Source organism: Streptomyces mabaensis (assembly GCF_053763515.1).
Map to the genome: position 1 here is coordinate 85,508 of NZ_JBSOPZ010000016.1, position 20,224 is coordinate 105,731.

The window sequence follows — 20,224 nt, forward strand, 5'->3', positions numbered from 1 at the left end:
CTGATGCCGGACCGACGCCGCCGCACGACTCTCCGCCTCCCGCTGTCCGACACCCTCGTCGCGGAGCGCGGCTCATCGATGCTGCTGCGGGAACGCCAGTCCCCCACCCCTCCGTCGGCGCCGGACGGGGACGACAACCCCTTCGCCCCGCCGCCCGAGGGCAGTCCGGACCGGCCCTGGCAGCCGCGACGCCCGGCGAACGGCGAGGGTGAGGGCGGCGAGAGCGGGGACGGCCGCGACGGCGACGACTCGCGGCCCTCGCCGTGGGGTGGCCGCTGGAGCAACCGTCAGCCCGGCAGCGGGGGCGGCGAATTCGGCCGCAAGCCCGGTGGCGGGCAGGAAGACGGCCAGGGCGGTGCCGGCGGCGGGATGCGCTGGGACCCGACCGACCCGGCCCAGCGGCGCGCCCGGTACGCGCTGCTGTCGGGCATGTGGGCCTTCTTCTTCACGCTGTTCGGCCAGCCCGCGATCGCTCTGCTGCTGGGGGCGCTCGCCCTCTACTGGGGCATCAGTTCCCTGCGCGCCGAGCCGCGGGTGCCGGCCCCGGACGCCGCCGCGCCGCCGGCCGGGGCCGCCGGCCGTGGTGCGGGCGGCAGCGGCGGCAACGCCAAGCCGCAGCGGACGGCTGCGGTCAGCGGTCTGGTCACGGCGTCGCTCGCGCTGGTGATAGTGGCCGGGATGTACACCACGCAGCTGGTGTACCGCGACTTCTACGCCTGCACGCAGGACGCGCTGACCAAGACGTCGCAGCTCAAGTGCAACGACATGCTGCCGGAACTGGTGGAGAAGGTCATCGGCGTCAAGCCGTAGCCCCGCTCTCGCCGTCTCTCGGTGGCTCGGCCGGTTCCGGGCCCTCCTCCCCCGGCAGCTGGTCGCGGTCCTGCGGCAGCTCGGGCATCAGCCCGCCAGACGCCGCCCTGATCGCCGCCCACCGCACCTCGCGTGCGCGGGTGGAGTGCCAGGAGCCGGTGTCCGGATCCGCCGCCGGGCCGCTGGGGGGCAGGAAGTCGTACCCCTCGGACCTGCCGTCGGCCTTGACGTCCCGGTGGCGCGGGTCCTTCGCCGGGCGCGGGTCTTTCGCCGGGGCGACGGGAGCCGGATCGCCGGCCTGCTCCGGTCCCACCGTCCGCCGCCAGGCGTACGGCATACCGTCGCGCAGCCGCCACGCGCGCAGGACCAGCGACAGGGGGACGCTCAGGACCAGCGTCCAGGCCAGCGCCGCCGCGCCCGTCTGCCACCAGACCGGCCCGAAGTCCGCCAGCCGGCCGGTGCCCAGCGGGCCGCCGGACGCCGCCGCCAGTACGGCCGCCGCCAGCGCGCACACCACCGACCCGCCGGCCGCCACCAGCGCGGTGGCCCGGCAGTTCCAGGCCTCCTCCCGTACCGCGAAGGCGGGGGCGGCCGTACGTACGGTGAACCAGGCCACCGCGATGCCCGCTGCCACCGGCACGGCCCCCGCGGACCAGTGCAGCGGCGTCCCGGGCCCCTCGGCCGGCAGCGCGGCGAGCAGCGGGAAATGGGGCAGGGCAGGGGTGCCGACCAGGGCGAGCGGGGCGGCGGTGGCCGACGTACCGAGGGCGAAGCCGGGACCGAGCCCGTAGGCGGCCCCCCACACGGCGGCGTTCGGGACCAGCGCGAGCGCCAGCAGCAGGACCGCGAACCGGCCCGACCACACGCCGGTGAGCTGGAGGAACGCGTCCTGGGCCGCGCCCGCGTGCCAGACCAGGGAGACGGCGGTCAGCAGCGCGCCGCCACCGAGCAGCGCCAGGACGCCCGCCGCCCCGGCCCGGAGTGCGACGGTGAACCGGGGGCGCGCGACGGTCTTCTGTACGCCGCTGGGCACCCACGCCGGGAGCGGACCGCGCGGGTACCCGCGCGCCGTCCACACGCCGGCGGCGGCTGCCCCGGCCACAACGAGCGGCACATGGAACAGGGCACTCAGCGGGGCGGCGGGCAGCGGGCCGCCCGCCGCGTAGACCGCGATGGCGGCGCCGACCAGCAGATAGCCGCCCGCCACCCCGAAGAACGCGATGCGGGGCGTGACCACGGGCGTCGACGCGGCGAGCAGCGAGGCGATGAGCGGCGCGCCGTCGGGGGTGTCCGGCTCCTCGCCGGGGTCGAGCGAGTGCCGTGCGGCGCGGTGGACGAGCGCCACCGGCAGGGCGACGAGCAGCAGCGGCGTCAGTCCGACCGGCGCGGGCACGCCGGACAGGGTGTCGGCCCGGACCAGTTCCGTACCGTGCGCCAGCAGCCACAGCCCGGCGGCGACGTGCATGGCCCCGGCGGGGCCGCTGTCCGGGTACGGCGAACTGATCCACAGCACGATGACCAGGACGGCGAGCACGCCGAATCCGAGTCCGGCGGCGATCGCGCCGCCGAGCGCGCAGGCGACGGTCGCCGAGGCGCGGGCGTGCGCGGAGGGCGGCATCGACGACAACGGCGGGCGTCGTTCGGTCACTTGAGTCACGCCGCAATGGTCCCAACGACACGCGGTTTATCCATGTAACAGGCGAATGACCGCTGTGTCGCTCAATATACGTTTATGTACTTTTTCGCCCGGCGTCGTGCTGTGCGGAGTCCGTCATGGAGTCCGTCATGACACAGAGCACCAGGTCCGCGTCCGGCATGCCGCTGCCCACCCCCAAGGAGCGCCGCAGCCTGCGTGAGGCGAAGGCGATGAGCTGCGAGGAGGTGGCGGAGGCGGTCGGGGTCACCGCCGCGACGGTACGGGCCTGGGAGGCGGGACGGTCCGCCCCACGCGGGCGCAAGCGCCAGGCGTACGCGAAGCTGCTGGCCACCATCCGCGCGGAACTGGAAGCCGGCGCCGCGACCGGGCCGGCGGCGACGCCCCGCCCGCCGGCCCCGGAGGCGGGCTGGGCAGCGCCACCAGCGTCGCCGTCGGACCGCCCGGCCTGGGGCGGCGCAGCTGCCGGCGCCACCGCCCCACCCCGCCCCGTGCCGGCGGCGGCCCACGCGCCGAGCCCCGCGGAGGCGTTCGACGCGCTGTACGCGAACGCCGCGCCCGCCCTCGTCCGGCAGGCGTACCTGCTCACCGGCCGGCGCGCGCTCGCGCTCGAGGCCGTCGAGCGGGCGTTTCAGCAGGCCTGGCAGCGCTGGCCGGAGGTCGCCACCGACCCGGACCCGGCCGGATGGGTGCGCGCGGCGGCGTACGAGTACGCGCTCTCCCCCTGGCACCGGCTGCGCCGCGCGCACAGGGAGCCCGACCGGCCACCGGCCAGGGCCGAGGACCGCGCGCTGCTGGACGCGCTGCTGGAGCTGTCGCCCATGCACCGCCGCACCCTCCTGCTGTACGACGGCGTGGGGCTCGACCTGCCCGAGACGGCGGCGGAGACCGAGGCGAGCACTCCCGCGGCGGCGAGCCGGCTGCTGAACGCGCGGGCCGTGGTCGCGGAGCGGCTGCCCGAGGTGGGAGCGGCGGCCTCCGCCGCCGAGCAGTCGTCGGTCCTGCACACCCGGCTGACCGAGCTCACCCCGGTCGCACCGCTCGTACCACCGCCCGCCCGCCACGTGCGGACGACCGGCGAGCACCGGACACAGCTGTGGACGCGGGCGGCGATCGGGCTCACGACCGCGCTTCTGGCGGCGACGCTGCTCGCGCTGGCCACCGCGCCGACGCGGTACGAACCGCCGCAGCCCCCGGGTGAGGCCGTCCCCGGCGTGCCCCCGCACATGGGCCCGCAGCCGCTGACCCCGCAGGACAAGGCACTGCGCAAGAAGCTCCAGGCGGAACCGGCCAACGGACCGGAACGCCTGGTCCCGCAACCACACTGACCCACCCAGCCGCGGCACACGTGCGGTCCACGAACGCCCAGACAGCAAACGCGTGCGGGCCCAACGCGTGCGGGCCGCAAACGCGCGCGGGCCCGCAACGCGTGCGGACCGCGAACGCGTGCGGGCCCGCACCCCCCCAGGGGTGTGGGCCCCGACGCGTGTGGGCCCCGACGCGCGCGGGCCGCAAACGCGTGTGGGCCCCGACGCATGTGGGCCCCGACGCATGTGGGCCCCGACGCATGTGGGCCCCGACGCATGTGGGCCCCGACGCGTGTGGGCCCGCACCCCCAGGGGTGCGGGCCCACAACGCGGTTACCTGGCGGCCAGCGCCCTAGCGTTACGCGCCGAGGATCTCGCGCGCCAGCTTGGCCGTCTCGGTCGGCGTCTTGCCGACCTTGACGCCCGCGGCCTCCAGGGCCTCCTTCTTGGCCTGTGCGGTGCCAGAAGAGCCGGACACGATGGCGCCGGCGTGACCCATCGTCTTGCCCTCGGGAGCCGTGAAGCCCGCGACGTAGCCGACGACCGGCTTGGTCACGTTCTTCGCGATGAAGTCCGCGGCCCGCTCCTCCGCGTCGCCGCCGATCTCACCGATCATCACGATCAGCTCGGTCTCCGGGTCGGCCTCGAACGCGGCCAGCGCATCGATGTGCGTCGTACCGATGACCGGGTCGCCACCGATACCGACGGCCGAGGAGAAGCCGATGTCACGGAGCTCGTACATCATCTGGTAGGTCAGCGTGCCGGACTTCGACACCAGACCGATGCGGCCGGGCTTGGTGATGTCGCCCGGGATGATGCCGGCGTTGGACTGGCCCGGCGTGATCAGACCGGGGCAGTTCGGGCCGATGATCCGGGTCTTGTTGCCCTTGGCGGTGGCGTACGCCCAGAACGCGGCGGAGTCGTGCACCGCGATGCCCTCGGTGATGACGACGGCCAGCCCGATCTCGGCGTCGATCGCCTCGATGACGGCGGCCTTCGCGAACGCCGGCGGCACGAAGAGGACGGAGACGTCGGCCCCGGTCTTCTCCATCGCCTCGGCGACGGAGCCGAAGACCGGCACCTCGACTGTGGTCGATTCGCCCGTCTCCGACAGGACGTCGAAGTCGACCGACGTGCCCGCCTTGCGCGGGTTCACGCCGCCGACGATGTTGGTGCCGTCACCCAGCATGAGCTTGGTGTGCTTCATGCCGGTGGCACCGGTCATCCCCTGGACGATGACCTTGCTGTCCTTGGTGAGGAAGATAGCCATGGTGTTGGTGTCCTCTGCCCTTACTTCGCAGCCGCGAGCTCAGCGGCCTTGTCGGCCGCGCCGTCCATGGTGTCCACGCGCTGAACGAGCGGGTGGTTGGCGTCGGACAGGATCCGGCGACCCAGCTCCGCGTTGTTGCCGTCGAGGCGCACGACCAGCGGCTTGGTGACGTCCTCGCCCTTGGTCTTGAGCAGCTCCAGGGCCTGGACGATGCCGTTGGCGACCTCGTCGCACGCGGTGATGCCACCGAAGACGTTGACGAAGACGGACTTGACGTCCGGGTCGCCGAGGATGATCTCGAGACCGTTCGCCATGACCTCGGCGGAGGCACCGCCACCGATGTCGAGGAAGTTGGCGGGCTTCACGCCGCCGTGCGCCTCACCGGCGTACGCGACGACGTCGAGGGTGCTCATGACGAGACCCGCGCCGTTGCCGATGATGCCGACCTCACCGTCGAGCTTGACGTAGTTGAGGTTCTTGGCCTTCGCAGCAGCCTCGAGCGGGTTGGCTGCTGCCTTGTCCTCGAGGGCCTCGTGCTCGGGCTGGCGGAAGTCCGCGTTCTCGTCGAGCGAGACCTTGCCGTCGAGCGCGATGACGCGGCCGTCGGCGACCTTCGCGAGCGGGTTGACCTCGACGAGGAGCGCGTCCTCGGCGATGAAGGTCTTCCACAGAGTCTGGAGAATCTCGGCGATCTGGTCGGCAACGTCGGCCGGGAACTTCGCGGCGGCGACGATCTCGGCGGCCTTCTCCGCGGTGACGCCCTCATTGGCGTCGACCGGGATCTTCGCCAGGGCCTCGGGCTTGGTGGCCGCGACTTCCTCGATGTCCATGCCGCCCTCCACCGACGCCATGGCCAGGAAGGTGCGGTTGGTGCGGTCGAGGAGGTACGAGACGTAGTACTCCTCGGCGATCTCCGGAGCGGTCTCCGCGAGCATCACCTTGTGGACCGTGTGGCCCTTGATGTCCATGCCCAGGATCTGACCGGCCTTCTCGACCGCGTCAGCCGGGTCGGAGGCGAGCTTCACGCCACCGGCCTTGCCGCGGCCGCCGACCTTCACCTGCGCCTTGACGACCGACCGGCCGCCCAGACGCTCGGTCACCTCGCGCGCCGCCTCAGGCGTGTCGATGACTTCACCGGCCAGCACCGGTACACCGTGCTTGGCGAAGAGGTCCCTCGCCTGGTACTCGAACAGGTCCACGCGCGTCCGTCCCTTGTCTTCTTAAGATTCGCAGTGATCGCGGTTCGTAATCTGCGTGGGCGTGCCGCAAAGGGCAACGTGACTGCGCTGTCACAGGGGAGGCGCACACGGTGTCCGGGAGCGCGGCATGTCCGTCTCGCAGGTTATCCCCGTGAACCACAGGTCCCTAAATCGCAGATCACACCGGAGCGGTGATACCTGTCACAGACCGCGCCGGTGGCGGACACGGAGGGCGAGCACGGGGCCGGGCGGCCCCCACCGCCGTGGGGGCCGCCCGGTGATCGTTTCGTGCGACGTACTCAGATGCCGTACGAGGGGTACGCGGGGTACGCCGGCGTCGCGTACATGGAGGCCGCGTCCTGGGCGAACTGCGGGGCGACCGAGGTCATGCCCTGGGCGCCGGTGACGGCGTTCCCGGCGGCGGGCCGCGCGTCCTCGGTGACACCGGACACGAGGCCGCCGGCGAACGGCTGGACGTCCGAGGCCACGCCGTACGCGAACGGCTCGACCTCGCCGACGACCCCCTGAGCGAACGGAGCAACCGTGTCGGCGACCACCGCCTGCACGATCGGCTGCACCTCGGAGACCACGCCGGCGGCGAGCCACTGGGCCTCGCCCGTCACGCCGTACGCGAACGGCCCGACCTCGCCCACGACGCCCTGCGCGAAGGGAGCCGTCTCGCCGAGTGCGTCCTGGGCCAGGATGCCGACGTCGCCCACGGCCTGGCCGGCGACGGGGAGCGCGGCGGCGACCGCTGCGCCGGCAATGGGCGGCAGGACGGCCTCGGCCGTCTGGTCGACGGCCGGGCCGGCCATGGTGGTCGCACCTTCGGCCGTGGTCTGCGCCGTGCCCTGGGCGTAGCCGGGGATCTGCTCGAGCGGGCCGAAGAGGTAGTCGATGTCGTCGGCGACGGCGCTCTGTACGTCCTCGACGGCAGGGGCAGCCGGGGTGGCCGAGGTGGCCGGGACGGTGCTCGTGGCGACGTCACCCGCCGTCTCCTGGACGTCGGCCTTGACGTCGGTCACGTCCTGGACGGCGTCGGTGGCCTGGTCGGGCGTCGACAGCGGGACGGAGACGGGCAGGTCGGCCGCGCTCGCGGCCGCGGTGCCGAGGGCCCACATGCCACCGGCGGTGGCGGCGACGGCTATGGAACGGCGGAGGTTCTTGTGCATGCTGGTGTCAGTCCTTCGAATTCGTTCGGCAGTCCGGGGATTTCCGGATGGCGGGCAGACCTGTCCCGCCCCCGCGCGGCAGGTCATGAGCGGGGGAAGGGCCTGCCCTAGCCGGGGAATTCGAGGATGTCGCGGGGCCTTTCGCGCGTCGGAGCGGTGGCGGGGGATATTCCGGCGTCGCGCGCGAGCGGGAACACCGCACGGTCCGCGGAGGCGGCCTGTGGATCGCCGGAACGCGGCGGCTTCACCTCACCGGCCTGCCAGACCGCGTCGCCGCAGGGGCCGGCGGGCGGCTGCACCGGAGGCTGCCCGTACGTCACGGACACGGATCCCGTGCGCGTGAGGTCGTACCGGCTGTCAGGGACCATCCACGCCCAACCGGCCGGGCGGTACGAGGAGTCGGACACCGGCGCCGACTGGTGCGGTTGCGGCTGCGGTTGCGGCTGTGCCAGGGCACCTGCCGGCGCGGGCCGGTCGGACGCCTGGAACGCGGGCTCCCTCTCGGGCGCGTGCGGTGCGCGGTCCTGTTCCGGCACGTCGGCAGGCTGCAAGGGGGCGGGCAGGGTTCCGGTCACCTCTCCGGCCACCTCGTCAGCCACCTCGTCGGCCAACTCACCGACGAACGCCGCCGCTTCGAGCAGCTCGCGCGGCGCCGCGTCCTGCACCCGGTGCGTCACCTGGTCCTGGACCTGAACCCCGACCAGGTCCTGAACGCCAACCAGGTCCTGGCCCTGGATCGCGGTCCGGTCAGGCATCGCCACCCGCCCGAGGACGGGGACCACCGGGGGTTCCGCCGCCTGGGCCGGTCCGCCGCAGAGGAACCCGAGTGCGAGCAGGCCCCCGAGGAAGAGCATCACCGGCAGCGCACGCCGACCGGCCGCGGCGCGCAGCGTGCGCACGGCGGCAGCGGCAGGAGCAATCGCTGCGGTCAAGGTGGGGAGAGCCTTTCCAGGCATCGCGGAACAGGAGATTCCGTGGGGGGACGGGACGATGCTCGCACGAGCCTCCCGGGGTCACGCAAGTCCCATGTTACTGATGAGTCGCCATGTCCGGTATGGGCAGGGGCCGTTTTTCGATCGCCGCCGCCATCACCTCCGGGAAGAGATCGGGCGTACAGGCGAACGCGGGGGCACCGAGCGCGGCAAGGTCCGCCGCGTGCCGGCGGTCGTACGCGGGGGCTCCCTCGTCGGAGAGGGCGAGCAGCGCCACGAACTGCACGCCCGCCGCCTTCATCGCCGCCACGCGCTTGAGCATCTCGTCCCGTATCCCGCCCTCGTAGAGATCGCTGATGAGGACGACGACGGTGTCCGCGGGCCGGGTGATCTGCGACTGGCAGTACGCGAGCGCCCTGTTGATGTCCGTACCGCCGCCCAGCTGGGTGCCGAACAGGACGTCCACCGGATCGTCCAGCTGGTCGGTCAGGTCCACCACCGCGGTGTCGAAGACGACGAGCCGGGTGGCGATGGAACGCATGGAGGCGAGGACCGCACCGAAGACGGAGGCGTAGACGACCGACGCCGCCATCGACCCCGACTGGTCGATGCACAGCACGACGTCCTTCTTCACGGACTGCGAGGCCCGGCCATACCCGATCAGCCGCTCGGGCACGACGGTCCCGTACTCGGGCAGGTAGTTCTTCAGGTTGGCCCGGATGGTGCGGTCCCAGTCGATGTCGCGGTGGCGCGGTCGGCTGATCCGGGCCGAACGGTCCAGCGCCCCGGTGAGCGTCGCGCGCGTCCGCGTGGCGAGGCGCTTCTCGAGGTCCTCGACCACCTTGCGCACCACCGCCCGGGCCGTCTCCTTCGTGGTCTCCGGCATCGCCTTGTTGAGCGAGAGCAGCGTGCCCACCAGATGCACGTCCGCCTCCACGGCCTCCAGCATCTCCGGCTCCAGCAGGAGGGCGGAGAGCCCGAGCCGGTCGATGGCATCGCGCTGCATCACCTGGACGACGGAGCTCGGGAAGTACGTACGGATGTCGCCCAGCCAGCGCGCCACGGAGGGCGCAGACGCCCCCAGCCCGGCCGAACGGTCCCTTGCGCTCTGCTCTGTGCCTCCCCTGCCGCCGTAGAGCGCGGTGAGCGCGCCGTCCATCGCCGCGTCCCGCCCGACGAGGGTGCATCCGGTCCCCTCGGCAGCCTCGCCACCGAGCACCAGCCGCCAGCGCCGGAGCCGCTCCTCGGTACGGTCCACGGTCACCGAGCCGGTCACCGAACCGGTCGTTGAGCCGGTCATTGAGCCACCTCCATGGGCAGGTCGAGCAGCAGACGGAGAACAGGCAGTACGGCGTCCGCGCGTCGCGGGTCCAGCTCCGCTGCGAAGCCGAGGACGGCCGCCGCGGTGACTGCGGCCGCCGGCCCCGTCCGGCCGGCCGGGCCGCGCCGGACGAGTTCGCCGAGGGTGCGGCGCACGCCCGGCTCGTACGCCGAGAACGTGCGGCGCAGCAGGGGCAGCACATCGGTGAAGGCCTCCGCGGACACGGCGGTGAGCCACCCGTCGAGCAGGCTCAGCAGCCGCTCGTCGTGGACGAGCAGCATTCCCCCGCCGGCGCTGCCGCCGACGAAGCCCTCGATCCAGGCCGCGGCGTCACCCGGCAGCGTCCCCGGGGACAGTGCGAGCGCCATGAGCCGCGCCGCCTCGTCCTGTTCGAGCCGGCCGTCGTCCAGCAGCAGCCGGGCGGCCCGGCCGCGTATGACGCCCGGCACGGTGTCCCGTCGGGCCAGGGTCCGCAGCACCGCCGCCCAGCGGCCGCGCAGTCCGTCGTCGGCCAGCAGGCCGATCGCCCCGTGAACGGCGTCCAGATGACCGCGCATTTCCGCCGCGCCGTCGCCGTCGAGTCCGGCGCACGCGGGCGGCAGCCCGACGCAGACCCGCTCGGCCAGGCCCGCGGCCACCTCGGCCAGCGCAGCCGTGTCCGTGCCCCGCACATCCCCGTACCGCAGCGAGCGGGCCAGCGCGGGCAGGGCCTGGGCCAGGTGGCCCACGTCCGCGTCGAGCGCCGCCCGGTCGGCCAGGACCCTCATCACCAGGGGCAGCGCGTCGGGCAGTTCGGCCAGCAGGCATCGCTCGGCGAGTGCGGTGACCTCGCCGAGTGCGGTGGCGGCGACCGCTTCGGACTCGGCCCTGGCCGTGGCGGCGGACAGCACGGTCGTCCCCCACACCCCGGCCTCGGCCACCCGCACCGAGAGCTCCGGTTCCCAGCGCAGCCGCCAGGTCTCCCGGAACGTGCCGGTGCTGCCGCGTGAACGCGCCGGCTCCCCCCACGGCACGGAGAGCAGCCGGAGCCGGTGCAGCAGCCGGCTGCGCGCGGAGTCCGTGTCCTTGCGCAGGTCGAGTTCCAACTCCCGCTCCAGTGCCTCCGGTTTGAGCCGGAGCGTGCGCTGGACGCGGGTCAGATCGCGCTGCAGGGGCACGACGGGCGCGGACTCGGGCACTTCGCCCAGCACATCGCCGACGACCAACCGGTCCTGGACGAGCGAGAGCGGTATGTCGGAGCCCTCGCACATCACGGCCCGGACGGCGTCCGTGGTCTCGGAGAGACCGGCGAGCGGCCGGCCCCGCATGGCGGCGAGGGTGTCGGCGAGCCTGACCGCCTCGATGACATGCGCGGACGAGACCGGGCGGTCCTCCTCCCGCAGCAGCCCCGCGACCTTGGTCATCCACCGCTCGATCGGCCGGTCCCGGGCACTGAACAGATGCCCGTACCAGCCGGGCGAGGCGATTCCCGCCCCGTATCCGCTGTCGCGGGAGAGCCGCCGGTGCGTCCAGGGCACCCAGGTCATCTCGACCCGGGCCTTGGGCAGCCCCTTGAGCAGGGCGCGGTCGGCCGTGGCCGTGGCCCGCTCGCGGAGTGCCGGAACATGCCAGGCCCCGCACACCACGGCGAACTCGTCACCGAACTCGCGGCGGGCCGCGCGCATCTGGAGCCGCATGTGTGCCTCGCGCACCGGATCGCGCGTGTGCCCGCCGTCCCCGTACGTCTCGCGCAGGGCGGCCATCGCGTCACCGAGTGCGTCGAACGCGGCCAGGGGGCCCGCCCCGGTGTGCCGGTGCTCGACCACGTCTTCCCACCAGCGCTCGGGATCGTCGTACCCGGCGGTCTCGGCGAGGACGGCGATCGGATCGATGCGCAGCGCCTCCTCGCCCGGTTCTGCCGGCGGGGTGTCCGGCTCCTCCTCGGTGACGGCGAGCGAGTGCGCGGCCGGAAGGTCGATGAAGCGGACCGGCACCTCGTGTGCCAGCGCCCAGCGGATGGCCACCCACTCCGGGGAGAACTCGGCCAGCGGCCAGAACGCGGCCCGCCCCGGGTCGTCCGTAACATGGGCCAGGAGCGCGACCGGCGGGCGCATGTCCGCGTCGGCGGCGAGCGGCAGCACCGCGTCGCCCTCCGGCGGGCCCTCGACCAGTACGGCGCGGGGCCGGGCCGCGTCGAGCGCGGCCCGCACCGCACGGGCCGAGCCGGGCCCGTGGTGGCGCACCCCGAGCAGGGCGGGTCCTGTCATACCGAGACCTCCCGGCAGGCGCGGTAGAAGTCCTTCCAGCCGTCGCGCTCCCGGACGACGGCTTCCAGGTACTCCTGCCAGACGACCCGGTCGGCCGCCGGGTCACGGACCACCGCGCCGAGGATCCCGGCCGCCACGTCCGCGGGCCGCAGCACTCCGTCGCCGAAGTGCGCGGCCAGGGCGAGCCCGTTGGTGACAACGGAGATGGCCTCGGCCGTGGACAGGGTGCCGCTCGGCGACTTGACCTTCGTACGGCCGTCGCCGGTGACCCCGTCCCGCAGCTCGCGGAAGACGGTGACCACCCGGCGGATCTCGTCCATGCCCTCGGGAGCGGCCGGCAGGTCCAGCGAGCGCCCTATCTGGTCGACGCGCCGGGCCACGATGTCCACCTCGGCGTCGGCCGTGGCGGGCAGCGGCAGCACGACCGTGTTGAAGCGGCGGCGCAGGGCGCTGGACAGTTCGTTCACCCCCCGGTCGCGGTCGTTGGCCGTCGCGATGAGGTTGAAGCCGCGGACGGCCTGCACCTCCTGGCCCAACTCGGGGATCGGCAGGGTCTTTTCGGAGAGCACGGTGATCAGCGTGTCCTGGACGTCCGCCGGAATACGGGTGAGCTCCTCGACCCGCGCGGTCATGCCCCCGGCCATGGCCCGCATGACGGGACCGGGCACCAGCGCGTCGCGGCTCGGCCCGTGGGCGAGCAGCTGGGCGTAGTTCCAGCCGTACCGGATGGCCTCCTCCGGCGTCCCCGCCGTGCCCTGCACGAGCAGGGTCGAATCGCCGCTCACGGCGGCCGCGAGATGCTCGGACACCCAGGTCTTCGCGGTGCCGGGCACGCCGAGCAGCAGCAGCGCCCGGTCGGTGGCGAGCGTGGTGACGGCCACTTCGACGATGCGGCGCGGACCCACGTACTTGGGGGTGATCACCGTCCCGTCGGGCAGCGTGCCGCCGAGCAGATATGTCGCCACCGCCCACGGCGACAGCTGCCACCGCGTCGGCCTCGGCCGGTCGTCGGCGGCTGCCAGCGCCTTGAGTTCGTCGGCGAAAGCGTCCTCCGCGTGCGGCCGGATCGCCTCGTTTTCGGGCACGGTCATGGATCCCCCTCCAGATCTCCCGGATGTGGTTTCCACCGTGCACCACGCCACTGACAATCGGCCTCGGCGTGGGTATCACCGCAGGTCGGAGCGATTGTCAGTGGTGGGTCCTACCTTCGAGGCATGAATGAATCGGGGGTGCGATGGACTGCGGATCAGGTGCTGGCACTGGCTCCTGATGGCGCGTCACGCAAGGCGGGAAGCAAACTCGGCAGCGCCGGGCCGTGGTCGGAGGCGGGCAGCTCCGGCGCGGGTGCGGTGTGGGGGCTGTGCAAGGGCAGCGGCAGCAAGCCGTACCAGACGGTGGTCGACACGGCGGACGTCGCGTACAAGTGCTCGTGCCCGAGCCGGAAGTTCCCGTGCAAGCACGCGCTGGGTCTGCTGCTGCTCTGGGCGGCGGACGAGCAGGCCGTGCCGGCCACCGGCGAAGAGCCCGGCTGGGCCGGCGAATGGCTGGCGGGGCGCAGGAAGCGCGCCGAGAACAAGCAGGACAAGAACGCCGACCCGGCGCGCGCCACGGATCCGGAGGCCGCCCGGCGGCGGGCCGAGCGCCGCGCCGAGCGGATCACCTCCGGCGCCACCGAGCTGGAGCAGCGGCTGTCGGACCTGCTGCGCGGCGGGCTGGCCGCGGCGGAGCGGGCGGGGTACGGACTGTGGGAGGAGACGGCTGCCCGTATGGTCGACGCCCAGGCGCCGGGACTCGCGGGGCGGGTCCGGGAGTTGGGGGCGATTCCGTCCTCGGGCCAGGGCTGGCCCGTGCGGCTGCTGGAGGAGTGCGCCCTGCTGCATCTGCTGGACCAGGCCTGGCTGGGCCTGGACCGGCTGCCGGAACCACTCGCCGCGACCGTGCGGACCAGGGTCGGTCTGCCCGCGGTGGCGGACGGCGGAGCGGTGCGCGACCACTGGCTGGTGCTCGCGCAGTACGACACGACGGACGGCAGACTGACCACGCGCCGGATCTGGCTGTACGGGCGCGCGTCGGGGCGCACCGCGCTGGTCCTCGATTTCGGCCCGCCGGGCCGGCCGCCGCAACTGGCCCTGCCGACCGGGCTGATGCTCGACGCCGAGCTCACCCCGTTCGCCGGGGCCGGACAGCTCCGGGCCGAACTGGGCGAGCGGTTCGCCGCCCCAGCCCCGCACGCGGGGCGACCGCCGGGCGGGGACACAAGGTCGGCGGCCGAGCGCTACGGACAGGCCCTGCGCGACGATCCCTGGCTGGACTCCTGGCCGGTGACGCTGCACGACGTGATACCCGTCCCGGCCGACGGGCGCTGGCAACTGGCGGACGCGGGAGGCGACTCCGCCCTGCCGATCAGCGGCGCGTTCCACACCCGCCCGGGCCTGTGGCAACTGGCCGCCCTGTCCGGCGGCACGCCCCTCACGGTGTTCGGAGAATGCGGCCACCAGGGCTTCACCCCCCTGACGGCCTGGTCACCGTCCGAACCGGACCCGATCCTGCTGACCTGACGGGGCGGGGGCGGGGGCGGGGGCGCCGGGGGCGCCGGGGGGCGGGAGCGCCGGGGGCGGGAGCGCCCGGGGCGGGGGCGGCGGGGGCGGGAGCGCCCGGGGCGGGGGCGGCGGGGGCGGCAGGGCCGCGACGTGCGGGCCGGGCGGGGCCGGGGCGATGCTCGCGGCGGGCGCAGGGCAGTAGGGGCGGGTGGGAGCGACGAGGCGGGTGGGAGCGCCGGAGGCCGGGGGCGAAGCTCGCGGCGGGCGCTAGGCGGCGGGGCGGGTGGGAGCGCCGGCGGCCAGGGGCGAAGCTCGCGGCGGGCGCGGGGCGGCGGGGGCGGCTGGTGCCGGTCGTCGAACCCGGCACGGGCGCCGGGCGCGTCTCGGCCCTCAGCTTGGGCGTCCAGTGCCCCCTGGCCGACGCCGGGGAGGGCGACGCGGCGAAGCGCGCGGCGGGTGTGCGCGCGGCACGAGTGGGGCGAGATGGCCGGACGGCGGGGCGGAGGGCCGATGAGCGGGGCCGGTGACAGCAAGCGGACAACTGTCCTCAACGACGGAGGGGTTCGATGACCAGTACCACCACGCCCTGGGAAGAGCTGGTTACTTCGGCTCTGCTGGGGACCGACCGGCGGCCGGTGCCGGACAGTTCGGGCCGGCCCGGCCGGGACGCGGCCACCGCGCTGCTGGACGCGGCGGCGCTTCAGACCGTGCGGCGCCGGGCGGGGCTGCTCCCCGCCCGCTCCGCCGAGCGGCCCGCACCCGCCCCGCCGGATCCGCGCCCCCCGCTGCCCGCCGCGGCCCGCCGCCGGCTCGCGCAGCTGCTGGCCGACCGCTCCGGGCCCGGGGGCACGGGCGGGCGGCGCGGAGCCGCACCCGACCTCACCGAGCTGCTCCCCCAGTGGCTCGCCGCGGCCAACCGGCGCCGCTTCCAGGCGCCGCACGCCCTGCTGCCCGCGCTGCTGGACGCGGCCCGCGCCCGTACCGATCTGCGGCCGCAGGCCCTCACCCTGGCCGGACCACGGGCGCTGTGGCTGGCCCGGCTCAATCCGGACTGGAAGTTCGCGCTGCGCGGCGCCGCAGGCAGTTCCGCGCTCCCCCGGCCCACGGACACCGATCAGGTGGCACTGCTGTGGCAGGAGGGCCTGTTCGCGGAGCGCGTCGCCCTGCTCACGGCCGTACGCGCTCATGACCCGGCCGACGCGACGGCTCTGCTGGCCACCACCTGGGCGACCGAGCGGGCCGAGGACCGGCTGATGTTCCTCGACTCCCTGCGCACGGGACTCTCCGACGGCGATGAGCCGTTCCTCGAACAGGCACTCTCGGACCGCAGCCGCAATGTCCGCGCCACTGCTGCGGAGCTGCTCTCCGCGCTGCCACGGTCGGCCCTGGCCGAGCGGATGGCCATCCGCTCGGCGTCCTGCGTGAGCCTGGACCGTACGGAGGGAGAGGTGTGCATCCGGGTGGAGGCACCGCACGAGTGCGACGCCGCCATGCAACGGGACGGCGTGGTGCCCAAGCCGCCGACGGGGCGCGGTGAGCGGTCCTGGTGGCTGGGACAGCTGGTGGAGGCGGCGCCGCTGTCCGGCTGGCCGGGCCGGCTCGGCGGACGTACTCCCGAGCAGATCGTGGCCCTGCCGGTGACGGACGGCTGGCAGGAGGAGCTGCACGCCGCCTGGTGCCGCGCTGCCGTGCGGCAACGGGACCCGGACTGGTCCCGCGCCCTGCTCGGTGCCCCGGCGCTGCCCCCGGATACCGGTCCCGGCACGGCATCCCTCGCGGAGCGGGCAAAGCTGCTGGCCACACTGCCGGGTGAGGAGCGGGCGGTGTGGGTGGCGGAGTTCATCGATGCGCACGGCCTGTCCGAGGCGTTCCAGCTGCTCGGCGTGTGCGCCGTCCCCTGGGCCGAGCCGCTGGGGCGGGCGGTGGTCGACGCGCTCGACATCGCGCGGGACGCCGGCAGCTACCCCTGGAGCTTCAGCGGAGTGATGGGCCTGGCGGAACGCTGCCTGGACCCGGCGGAGGCGAGCCGGCTCGAGATCCTGACGGCGATACCGGACGAGGCGGAGGGCGCGTCCCCGGGCGCCGGCGGCTACTGGTCGGAGGCCTTCCAACGGCTGGTTTCCACGCTGCGCCTGCGCGCGGCGATGCTGGCGGAGCTGGACACCCCGACGCCCCCGGCCCCCCGGCCGGACACCCCAGCTGCCTGAACCGTACTCCCAACGCCATGGGCCGAGGCCTCCGGGCAACGCGGGCGTCTACGCCACGACGCGACAGGCCCGGCGCCGCCGGGCCGCAACCGGCCGACGCTTCGGCAGCGGCCGCGCTACGGGCGCGCGGGCTGCCCGTCCATCGCGGGGCAGCCGCGAGCGGGGACGGTGCCTGCCGGCGCCCTGCGGGGGCCGGGCGTGGTCAGGCCTCGGCCGGTTGGCGGACGTTCGCGCGGACCCAGTCCACGATCGACGCCGTCGTCGCGCCGGGCGTGAAGATCTCGGCCACGCCCTTCTCCTTCAGCGGAGCGATGTCCGCCTCGGGGATGATGCCGCCGCCGAAGACCTTGATGTCCGCCGCGTCGCGCTCCGTCAGCAGCTCGATCACCTTCGCGAAGAGCGTGTTGTGCGCGCCCGAGAGGATGGACAGCCCGATCGCGTCAGCGTCCTCCTGAATGGCGGTGTCGACGATCTGCTCGGGCGTCTGGTGCAGGCCGGTGTAGATGACCTCCATACCGGCGTCCCGCAGGGCACGCGCGATGACCTTGGCCCCGCGATCGTGGCCGTCGAGACCCGGCTTGGCCACCACCACGCGGATCGGACCGGTCACACCCATCACTGCCTCCATGTACCGACTGCGCCGTCATTGGCACGGGTCCCCGGTGCCGCGAGGGCCGGGGATGTGAACGAACGTTATCTACAGCATCCCGCAACCCGCCGTTTCGCGGGTGACAGCGAGGGGGAAATCACACATGGGACATGTTCGCTTTGCGCCGCGCCCGCATCGCCCGGCTCAGGAGCCGCCTGCAGGGACGGTTGCAAGGGGAGCCGCAACGAGGGCGCCGTCCCACCGTGCCGCCAGCCGCGCGGCACGGTGGGACGGCATACCGGTACCGGCACGGCGGCAGGCACGGCAGCATGCTCGCTCGACCGCACCCAGCCGCCCCGGCCCACCGGCCTTCCTCCGCCGCGGAGCCCCACGAGGGCATACGGGGGACAGAACCGTCCTCCCTCGTGCCAGCCGGGAGGTCGGCCATGAGACTTCAGCTCCTTCTTCTCCCCCCTTGCCTTCGCCACGTACGACTGACGGCCGCGCTCATGCGTGCCGCCACCCTGGAGCTGGCGATCCTCGCCGCGCACCTCCTGCTCTACCCCACGGGCATCAGCCAGGAACGCCGCCGGACCGGGCCCGGTCCCTTGCCCTCCGCCGGTCCGGCCGGGGACCTGGAGGCGGAGACCTCCGCACCCCCGCGGCTTCCGACCGCCGGGGGCACCGGCACGCCGGTGGTCCTGCTGCACGGGTTCGTGGACAACCGCTCCGTCTTCGTCCTGCTCCGGCGTTCTCTGACCGCGCACGGCCGGCACCACGTGGAGTCGCTCAACTACTCTCCGCTCAGCTGCGACATCCGTGCCGCCGCCGATCTGCTCGGCAGGCACATCGAGGAGATCTGCACCCGCACCGGTCACCGCCAGGTCGACATCGTCGGTCACAGCCTCGGCGGCCTGATAGCCCGCTACTACGTACAGCGACTGGGCGGTGACGCTCATGTCCGCACCCTGGTCACCCTGGGCACTCCGCACGCGGGTACCCGGATCGCCCCGCTGATGAGCGCGCACCCCATCGTGCGCCAGATGCGCCCGCACTCCGACGTGATCGAGGAGCTCCGCGAGCCGGCACCGAACTGCCTCACCCGGTTCGTCAGCTTCTGGAGCGACCTCGACCAGCTGATGCTGCCGCTCGAAACGGCCTGCATCGACCACCCTGACCTGATCGCGCAGAACGTTCAGGTCAGCGGCATCGGCCACCTCGCGCTCCCGGTGCACCCGGCGGTCGCGGCCGGGATCCGGCAGGCACTGGAGGCCGCGGAGGCTCCGGCAGACACCTCGGGAACGGCCTCGGTGGCCTGAGGAAACCGCCGCGACATCGAACATTCATCGAACACAGGGCCAAAGCTCTGCCCAGGGTCGGCCGAAAGGCGGTCGAATGCCCGGTTCCTGAACGCCCGAAACCTGCCGGAGATTGTCGCCGTCGCATACCGCCGGGTACAGTCGCGCCCACTGCTCTCCCTCCGGGGTACCCCCCTCCCCGGACCCCAGGCCCCCGCTGCCGAGGCGAAAGAGAAGTTGGTGAACGACCGTCACCCGTCGGGGTTCTCTACCCCCCCGGCTCCGGCTCCCGACGCCTCATACGCGCACCACGCGTCGTACGAGAACCAGGGAACCTTCGCCGGCGACCCCCTCTTCGGTGCGCTTCCGGGCGACTACGACGGCGGCCACAGCGGCCAGTACGACAGCACGCAGTGGACCACCGACGCCTACGCGTCCACGGATTACAGCGGGTACACCGGGTACAGCGGGTACGAAACGTACGACACCGGTGCTTATGGCACCGGCAGTTACGACACCACCGCATGGACCGCCGAGGGTTATCCGGCGGCCGTGGAGATCCCGGCCCAGGTCTCCTACGACACCACGGGGCAGTGGGACGCCAACGCCTGGAACCAGACAGGTCAGTACGAAAACGTCACGTACGGGTACGACGCCACGACCCAGTGGACGACGCAGGACTTCGAAACAGGCACGTACGACGCGACCGCCTGGAACTCGGACACGCCCGAGAACCCGGAGCAAGAAGCGCTCCCCGTGGCGGAGTTCACCGCCGCCGAGCCGCTGCTCGAAGCGGAACTCGAACCGGAGCTCGAACCGGAAGCGGAACTCGCCGCAGCCCCCTCAGCGCCAGCCGGCCCCGCCGCCCCTCACCCGGTCCGCCGCGCCGGCGGAAACCGTGGTCGCCGCCGCACGCCGGCGAAGCGCTCCGCACTGCTCACCGTCGCCGTCCCGTCCGCCTGCGTCATGGGCGTCGCCGGTATCGCAGCCGCCTCCGTCAGCGAACTCGGCGGCCCGAAGGCGGACGACACCACCACGCAGGCCGCGCCCGACCCGGCGTCGGTCAAGCCGGTCGCCGCGAACAGCAAGCTGGACACCCAGCTCGCCGCGCTCAGCGCCGATGCCGACGACTTCGCCGACCGCGCCAGCCGTACCCAGGAGCGCATCGACCTCAAGGAACGGCAGGCCGCCGAGAAGAAGAAGCGCGAGGAGGAGGCCCGCCGCAAGGAGTTGCTGCGCCCCAAGTTCGCGCTTCCGGTGAAGCAGGATGGGCTGAGCGCGCAGTACGGTCAGGCCGGCGTCAACTGGATGTCCCTGCACACCGGCATCGACTTCCCGGTCTCGTACGGCACGCCGGTGATGGCCGCGACCGACGGCACCATCCGCACCCAGTGGAACAGCGCCTACGGCAACATGGCGATAGTGACCGCCCCCGACGGCACCGAGACGTGGTACTGCCATCTCAGCAGCACCAAGTTCCGCTCAGGCACGGTCAAGGCCGGCGACGTCATCGCGTACTCCGGCAACTCGGGCAACTCCACCGGTCCGCACCTGCACTTCGAGGTACGGCCCGGCGGCGGAGCGGCGATCGACCCGCTGGCGTGGCTGCGCGGCCACGGCCTGGACCCGACGTAACCGAAGGCCCGACGTAACCGAAGGCCAGGCCCGTACCCCCGGTA

At 73.5% G+C, this 20,224-nt stretch carries 15 protein-coding genes; 6 read left to right on the forward strand and 9 right to left on the reverse strand.

Annotation, left to right across the window (positions count from 1 at the left end; translation table 11 throughout):
- Positions 1 to 3: 3 nt before the first annotated feature.
- Positions 4 to 810, forward strand: a complete 807-nt coding sequence (locus ACWV17_RS16630) for a hypothetical protein (RefSeq protein WP_455360334.1) — start codon at positions 4 to 6, stop codon at positions 808 to 810.
- Here ACWV17_RS16630 and ACWV17_RS16635 read toward each other — a convergent pair.
- A complete protein-coding gene (locus ACWV17_RS16635; protein WP_455360335.1) occupies positions 800 to 2,467 on the reverse strand; it encodes a cell division protein PerM in 1,668 nt (555 codons plus the stop codon). The genes ACWV17_RS16630 and ACWV17_RS16635 overlap by 11 nt on opposite strands.
- Positions 2,468 to 2,595: 128 nt before the next feature.
- Between ACWV17_RS16635 and ACWV17_RS16640 the strand changes: the two genes are divergently transcribed.
- The gene (locus ACWV17_RS16640; RefSeq protein WP_455360336.1) at positions 2,596 to 3,792 is read left to right on the forward strand and encodes a helix-turn-helix domain-containing protein; all 1,197 of its coding nucleotides are present in this window, start codon (positions 2,596 to 2,598) and stop codon (positions 3,790 to 3,792) included.
- 337 nt (positions 3,793 to 4,129) lie between these two features.
- Here the strand turns inward: ACWV17_RS16640 and sucD are convergent, their stop codons facing one another.
- The 7 genes from sucD to ACWV17_RS16675 all read right to left on the reverse strand — a co-directional run bounded on the left by sucD (position 4,130) and on the right by ACWV17_RS16675 (position 13,002).
- Positions 4,130 to 5,041 carry a succinate--CoA ligase subunit alpha gene (sucD, locus tag ACWV17_RS16645; RefSeq protein ID WP_455360337.1) on the reverse strand — a complete coding sequence of 304 codons (912 nt, stop codon included), beginning with the start codon at positions 5,039 to 5,041 and terminating at the stop codon, positions 4,130 to 4,132.
- Between the two features lie 20 nt (positions 5,042 to 5,061).
- Positions 5,062 to 6,240 (reverse strand): ADP-forming succinate--CoA ligase subunit beta, encoded by a 1,179-nt coding sequence (sucC, locus tag ACWV17_RS16650; RefSeq protein ID WP_455352515.1) that lies wholly within the window; start codon positions 6,238 to 6,240, stop codon positions 5,062 to 5,064.
- A gap of 299 nt (positions 6,241 to 6,539) precedes the next feature.
- Positions 6,540 to 7,412, reverse strand: coding sequence for a hypothetical protein (locus tag ACWV17_RS16655; RefSeq protein WP_455360338.1), 873 nt, complete (start codon positions 7,410 to 7,412; stop codon positions 6,540 to 6,542).
- A 107-nt stretch (positions 7,413 to 7,519) separates the two neighbouring features.
- Positions 7,520 to 8,344, reverse strand: a complete 825-nt coding sequence (locus ACWV17_RS16660; protein ID WP_455360339.1) for a hypothetical protein — start codon at positions 8,342 to 8,344, stop codon at positions 7,520 to 7,522.
- Positions 8,345 to 8,441: 97 nt separating this feature from the next.
- A complete protein-coding gene (locus ACWV17_RS16665; protein WP_455360340.1) occupies positions 8,442 to 9,644 on the reverse strand; it encodes a vWA domain-containing protein in 1,203 nt (400 codons plus the stop codon).
- Positions 9,641 to 11,911: a DUF5682 family protein gene (locus ACWV17_RS16670; protein WP_455360341.1), complete on the reverse strand. Its 2,271-nt coding sequence runs from the start codon at positions 11,909 to 11,911 to the stop codon at positions 9,641 to 9,643. Before ACWV17_RS16670 ends, ACWV17_RS16665 begins: the two co-directional genes overlap by 4 nt.
- Positions 11,908 to 13,002, reverse strand: coding sequence for an ATP-binding protein (locus ACWV17_RS16675; RefSeq protein WP_455352510.1), 1,095 nt, complete (start codon positions 13,000 to 13,002; stop codon positions 11,908 to 11,910). The genes ACWV17_RS16670 and ACWV17_RS16675 overlap by 4 nt, the downstream gene beginning before the upstream one ends.
- A 123-nt stretch (positions 13,003 to 13,125) precedes the next feature.
- Here ACWV17_RS16675 and ACWV17_RS16680 point away from each other — a divergent pair, with 123 nt between their 5' ends.
- Together ACWV17_RS16680 and ACWV17_RS16685 are read left to right on the forward strand one after the other, a co-directional pair.
- Positions 13,126 to 14,469, forward strand: a complete 1,344-nt coding sequence (locus ACWV17_RS16680) for an SWIM zinc finger family protein (RefSeq protein WP_455360342.1) — start codon at positions 13,126 to 13,128, stop codon at positions 14,467 to 14,469.
- Between the two features lie 548 nt (positions 14,470 to 15,017).
- The gene (locus tag ACWV17_RS16685) at positions 15,018 to 16,658 is read left to right on the forward strand and encodes a DUF5691 domain-containing protein (protein ID WP_455360343.1); all 1,641 of its coding nucleotides are present in this window, start codon (positions 15,018 to 15,020) and stop codon (positions 16,656 to 16,658) included.
- A 202-nt stretch (positions 16,659 to 16,860) separates the two neighbouring features.
- Here ACWV17_RS16685 and ACWV17_RS16690 read toward each other — a convergent pair whose 3' ends face one another.
- On the reverse strand, positions 16,861 to 17,274 hold the full coding sequence (locus tag ACWV17_RS16690) for a cobalamin B12-binding domain-containing protein (protein WP_455352507.1): 414 nt from the start codon (positions 17,272 to 17,274) through the stop codon (positions 16,861 to 16,863).
- Positions 17,275 to 17,693: 419 nt separating this feature from the next.
- Here ACWV17_RS16690 and ACWV17_RS16695 point away from each other — a divergent pair, with 419 nt between their 5' ends.
- Complete coding sequence (locus tag ACWV17_RS16695; RefSeq protein WP_455360344.1) at positions 17,694 to 18,566, forward strand: esterase/lipase family protein; 873 nt, start codon at positions 17,694 to 17,696, stop codon at positions 18,564 to 18,566.
- Positions 18,567 to 18,785: 219 nt separating this feature from the next.
- Complete coding sequence (locus ACWV17_RS16700; protein WP_455360345.1) at positions 18,786 to 20,180, forward strand: M23 family metallopeptidase; 1,395 nt, start codon at positions 18,786 to 18,788, stop codon at positions 20,178 to 20,180.
- Positions 20,181 to 20,224: the final 44 nt, after the last annotated feature.

Coding starts and splice junctions, on each gene's coding strand:
- ACWV17_RS16630 (WP_455360334.1), top strand. CDS start 4: ATGCCGGACCGACGCCGCCGCACGACTCTCCGCCTCCCGCTGTCCGAC.
- ACWV17_RS16640 (WP_455360336.1), top strand. CDS start 2,596: ATGACACAGAGCACCAGGTCCGCGTCCGGCATGCCGCTGCCCACCCCC.
- sucD (WP_455360337.1), bottom strand. CDS start 5,041: ATGGCTATCTTCCTCACCAAGGACAGCAAGGTCATCGTCCAGGGGATG.
- ACWV17_RS16655 (WP_455360338.1), bottom strand. CDS start 7,412: ATGCACAAGAACCTCCGCCGTTCCATAGCCGTCGCCGCCACCGCCGGT.
- ACWV17_RS16665 (WP_455360340.1), bottom strand. CDS start 9,644: ATGACCGGCTCAACGACCGGTTCGGTGACCGGCTCGGTGACCGTGGAC.
- ACWV17_RS16670 (WP_455360341.1), bottom strand. CDS start 11,911: ATGACAGGACCCGCCCTGCTCGGGGTGCGCCACCACGGGCCCGGCTCG.
- ACWV17_RS16675 (WP_455352510.1), bottom strand. CDS start 13,002: ATGACCGTGCCCGAAAACGAGGCGATCCGGCCGCACGCGGAGGACGCT.
- ACWV17_RS16680 (WP_455360342.1), top strand. CDS start 13,126: ATGAATGAATCGGGGGTGCGATGGACTGCGGATCAGGTGCTGGCACTG.
- ACWV17_RS16685 (WP_455360343.1), top strand. CDS start 15,018: ATGACCAGTACCACCACGCCCTGGGAAGAGCTGGTTACTTCGGCTCTG.
- ACWV17_RS16690 (WP_455352507.1), bottom strand. CDS start 17,274: ATGGGTGTGACCGGTCCGATCCGCGTGGTGGTGGCCAAGCCGGGTCTC.
- ACWV17_RS16695 (WP_455360344.1), top strand. CDS start 17,694: ATGAGACTTCAGCTCCTTCTTCTCCCCCCTTGCCTTCGCCACGTACGA.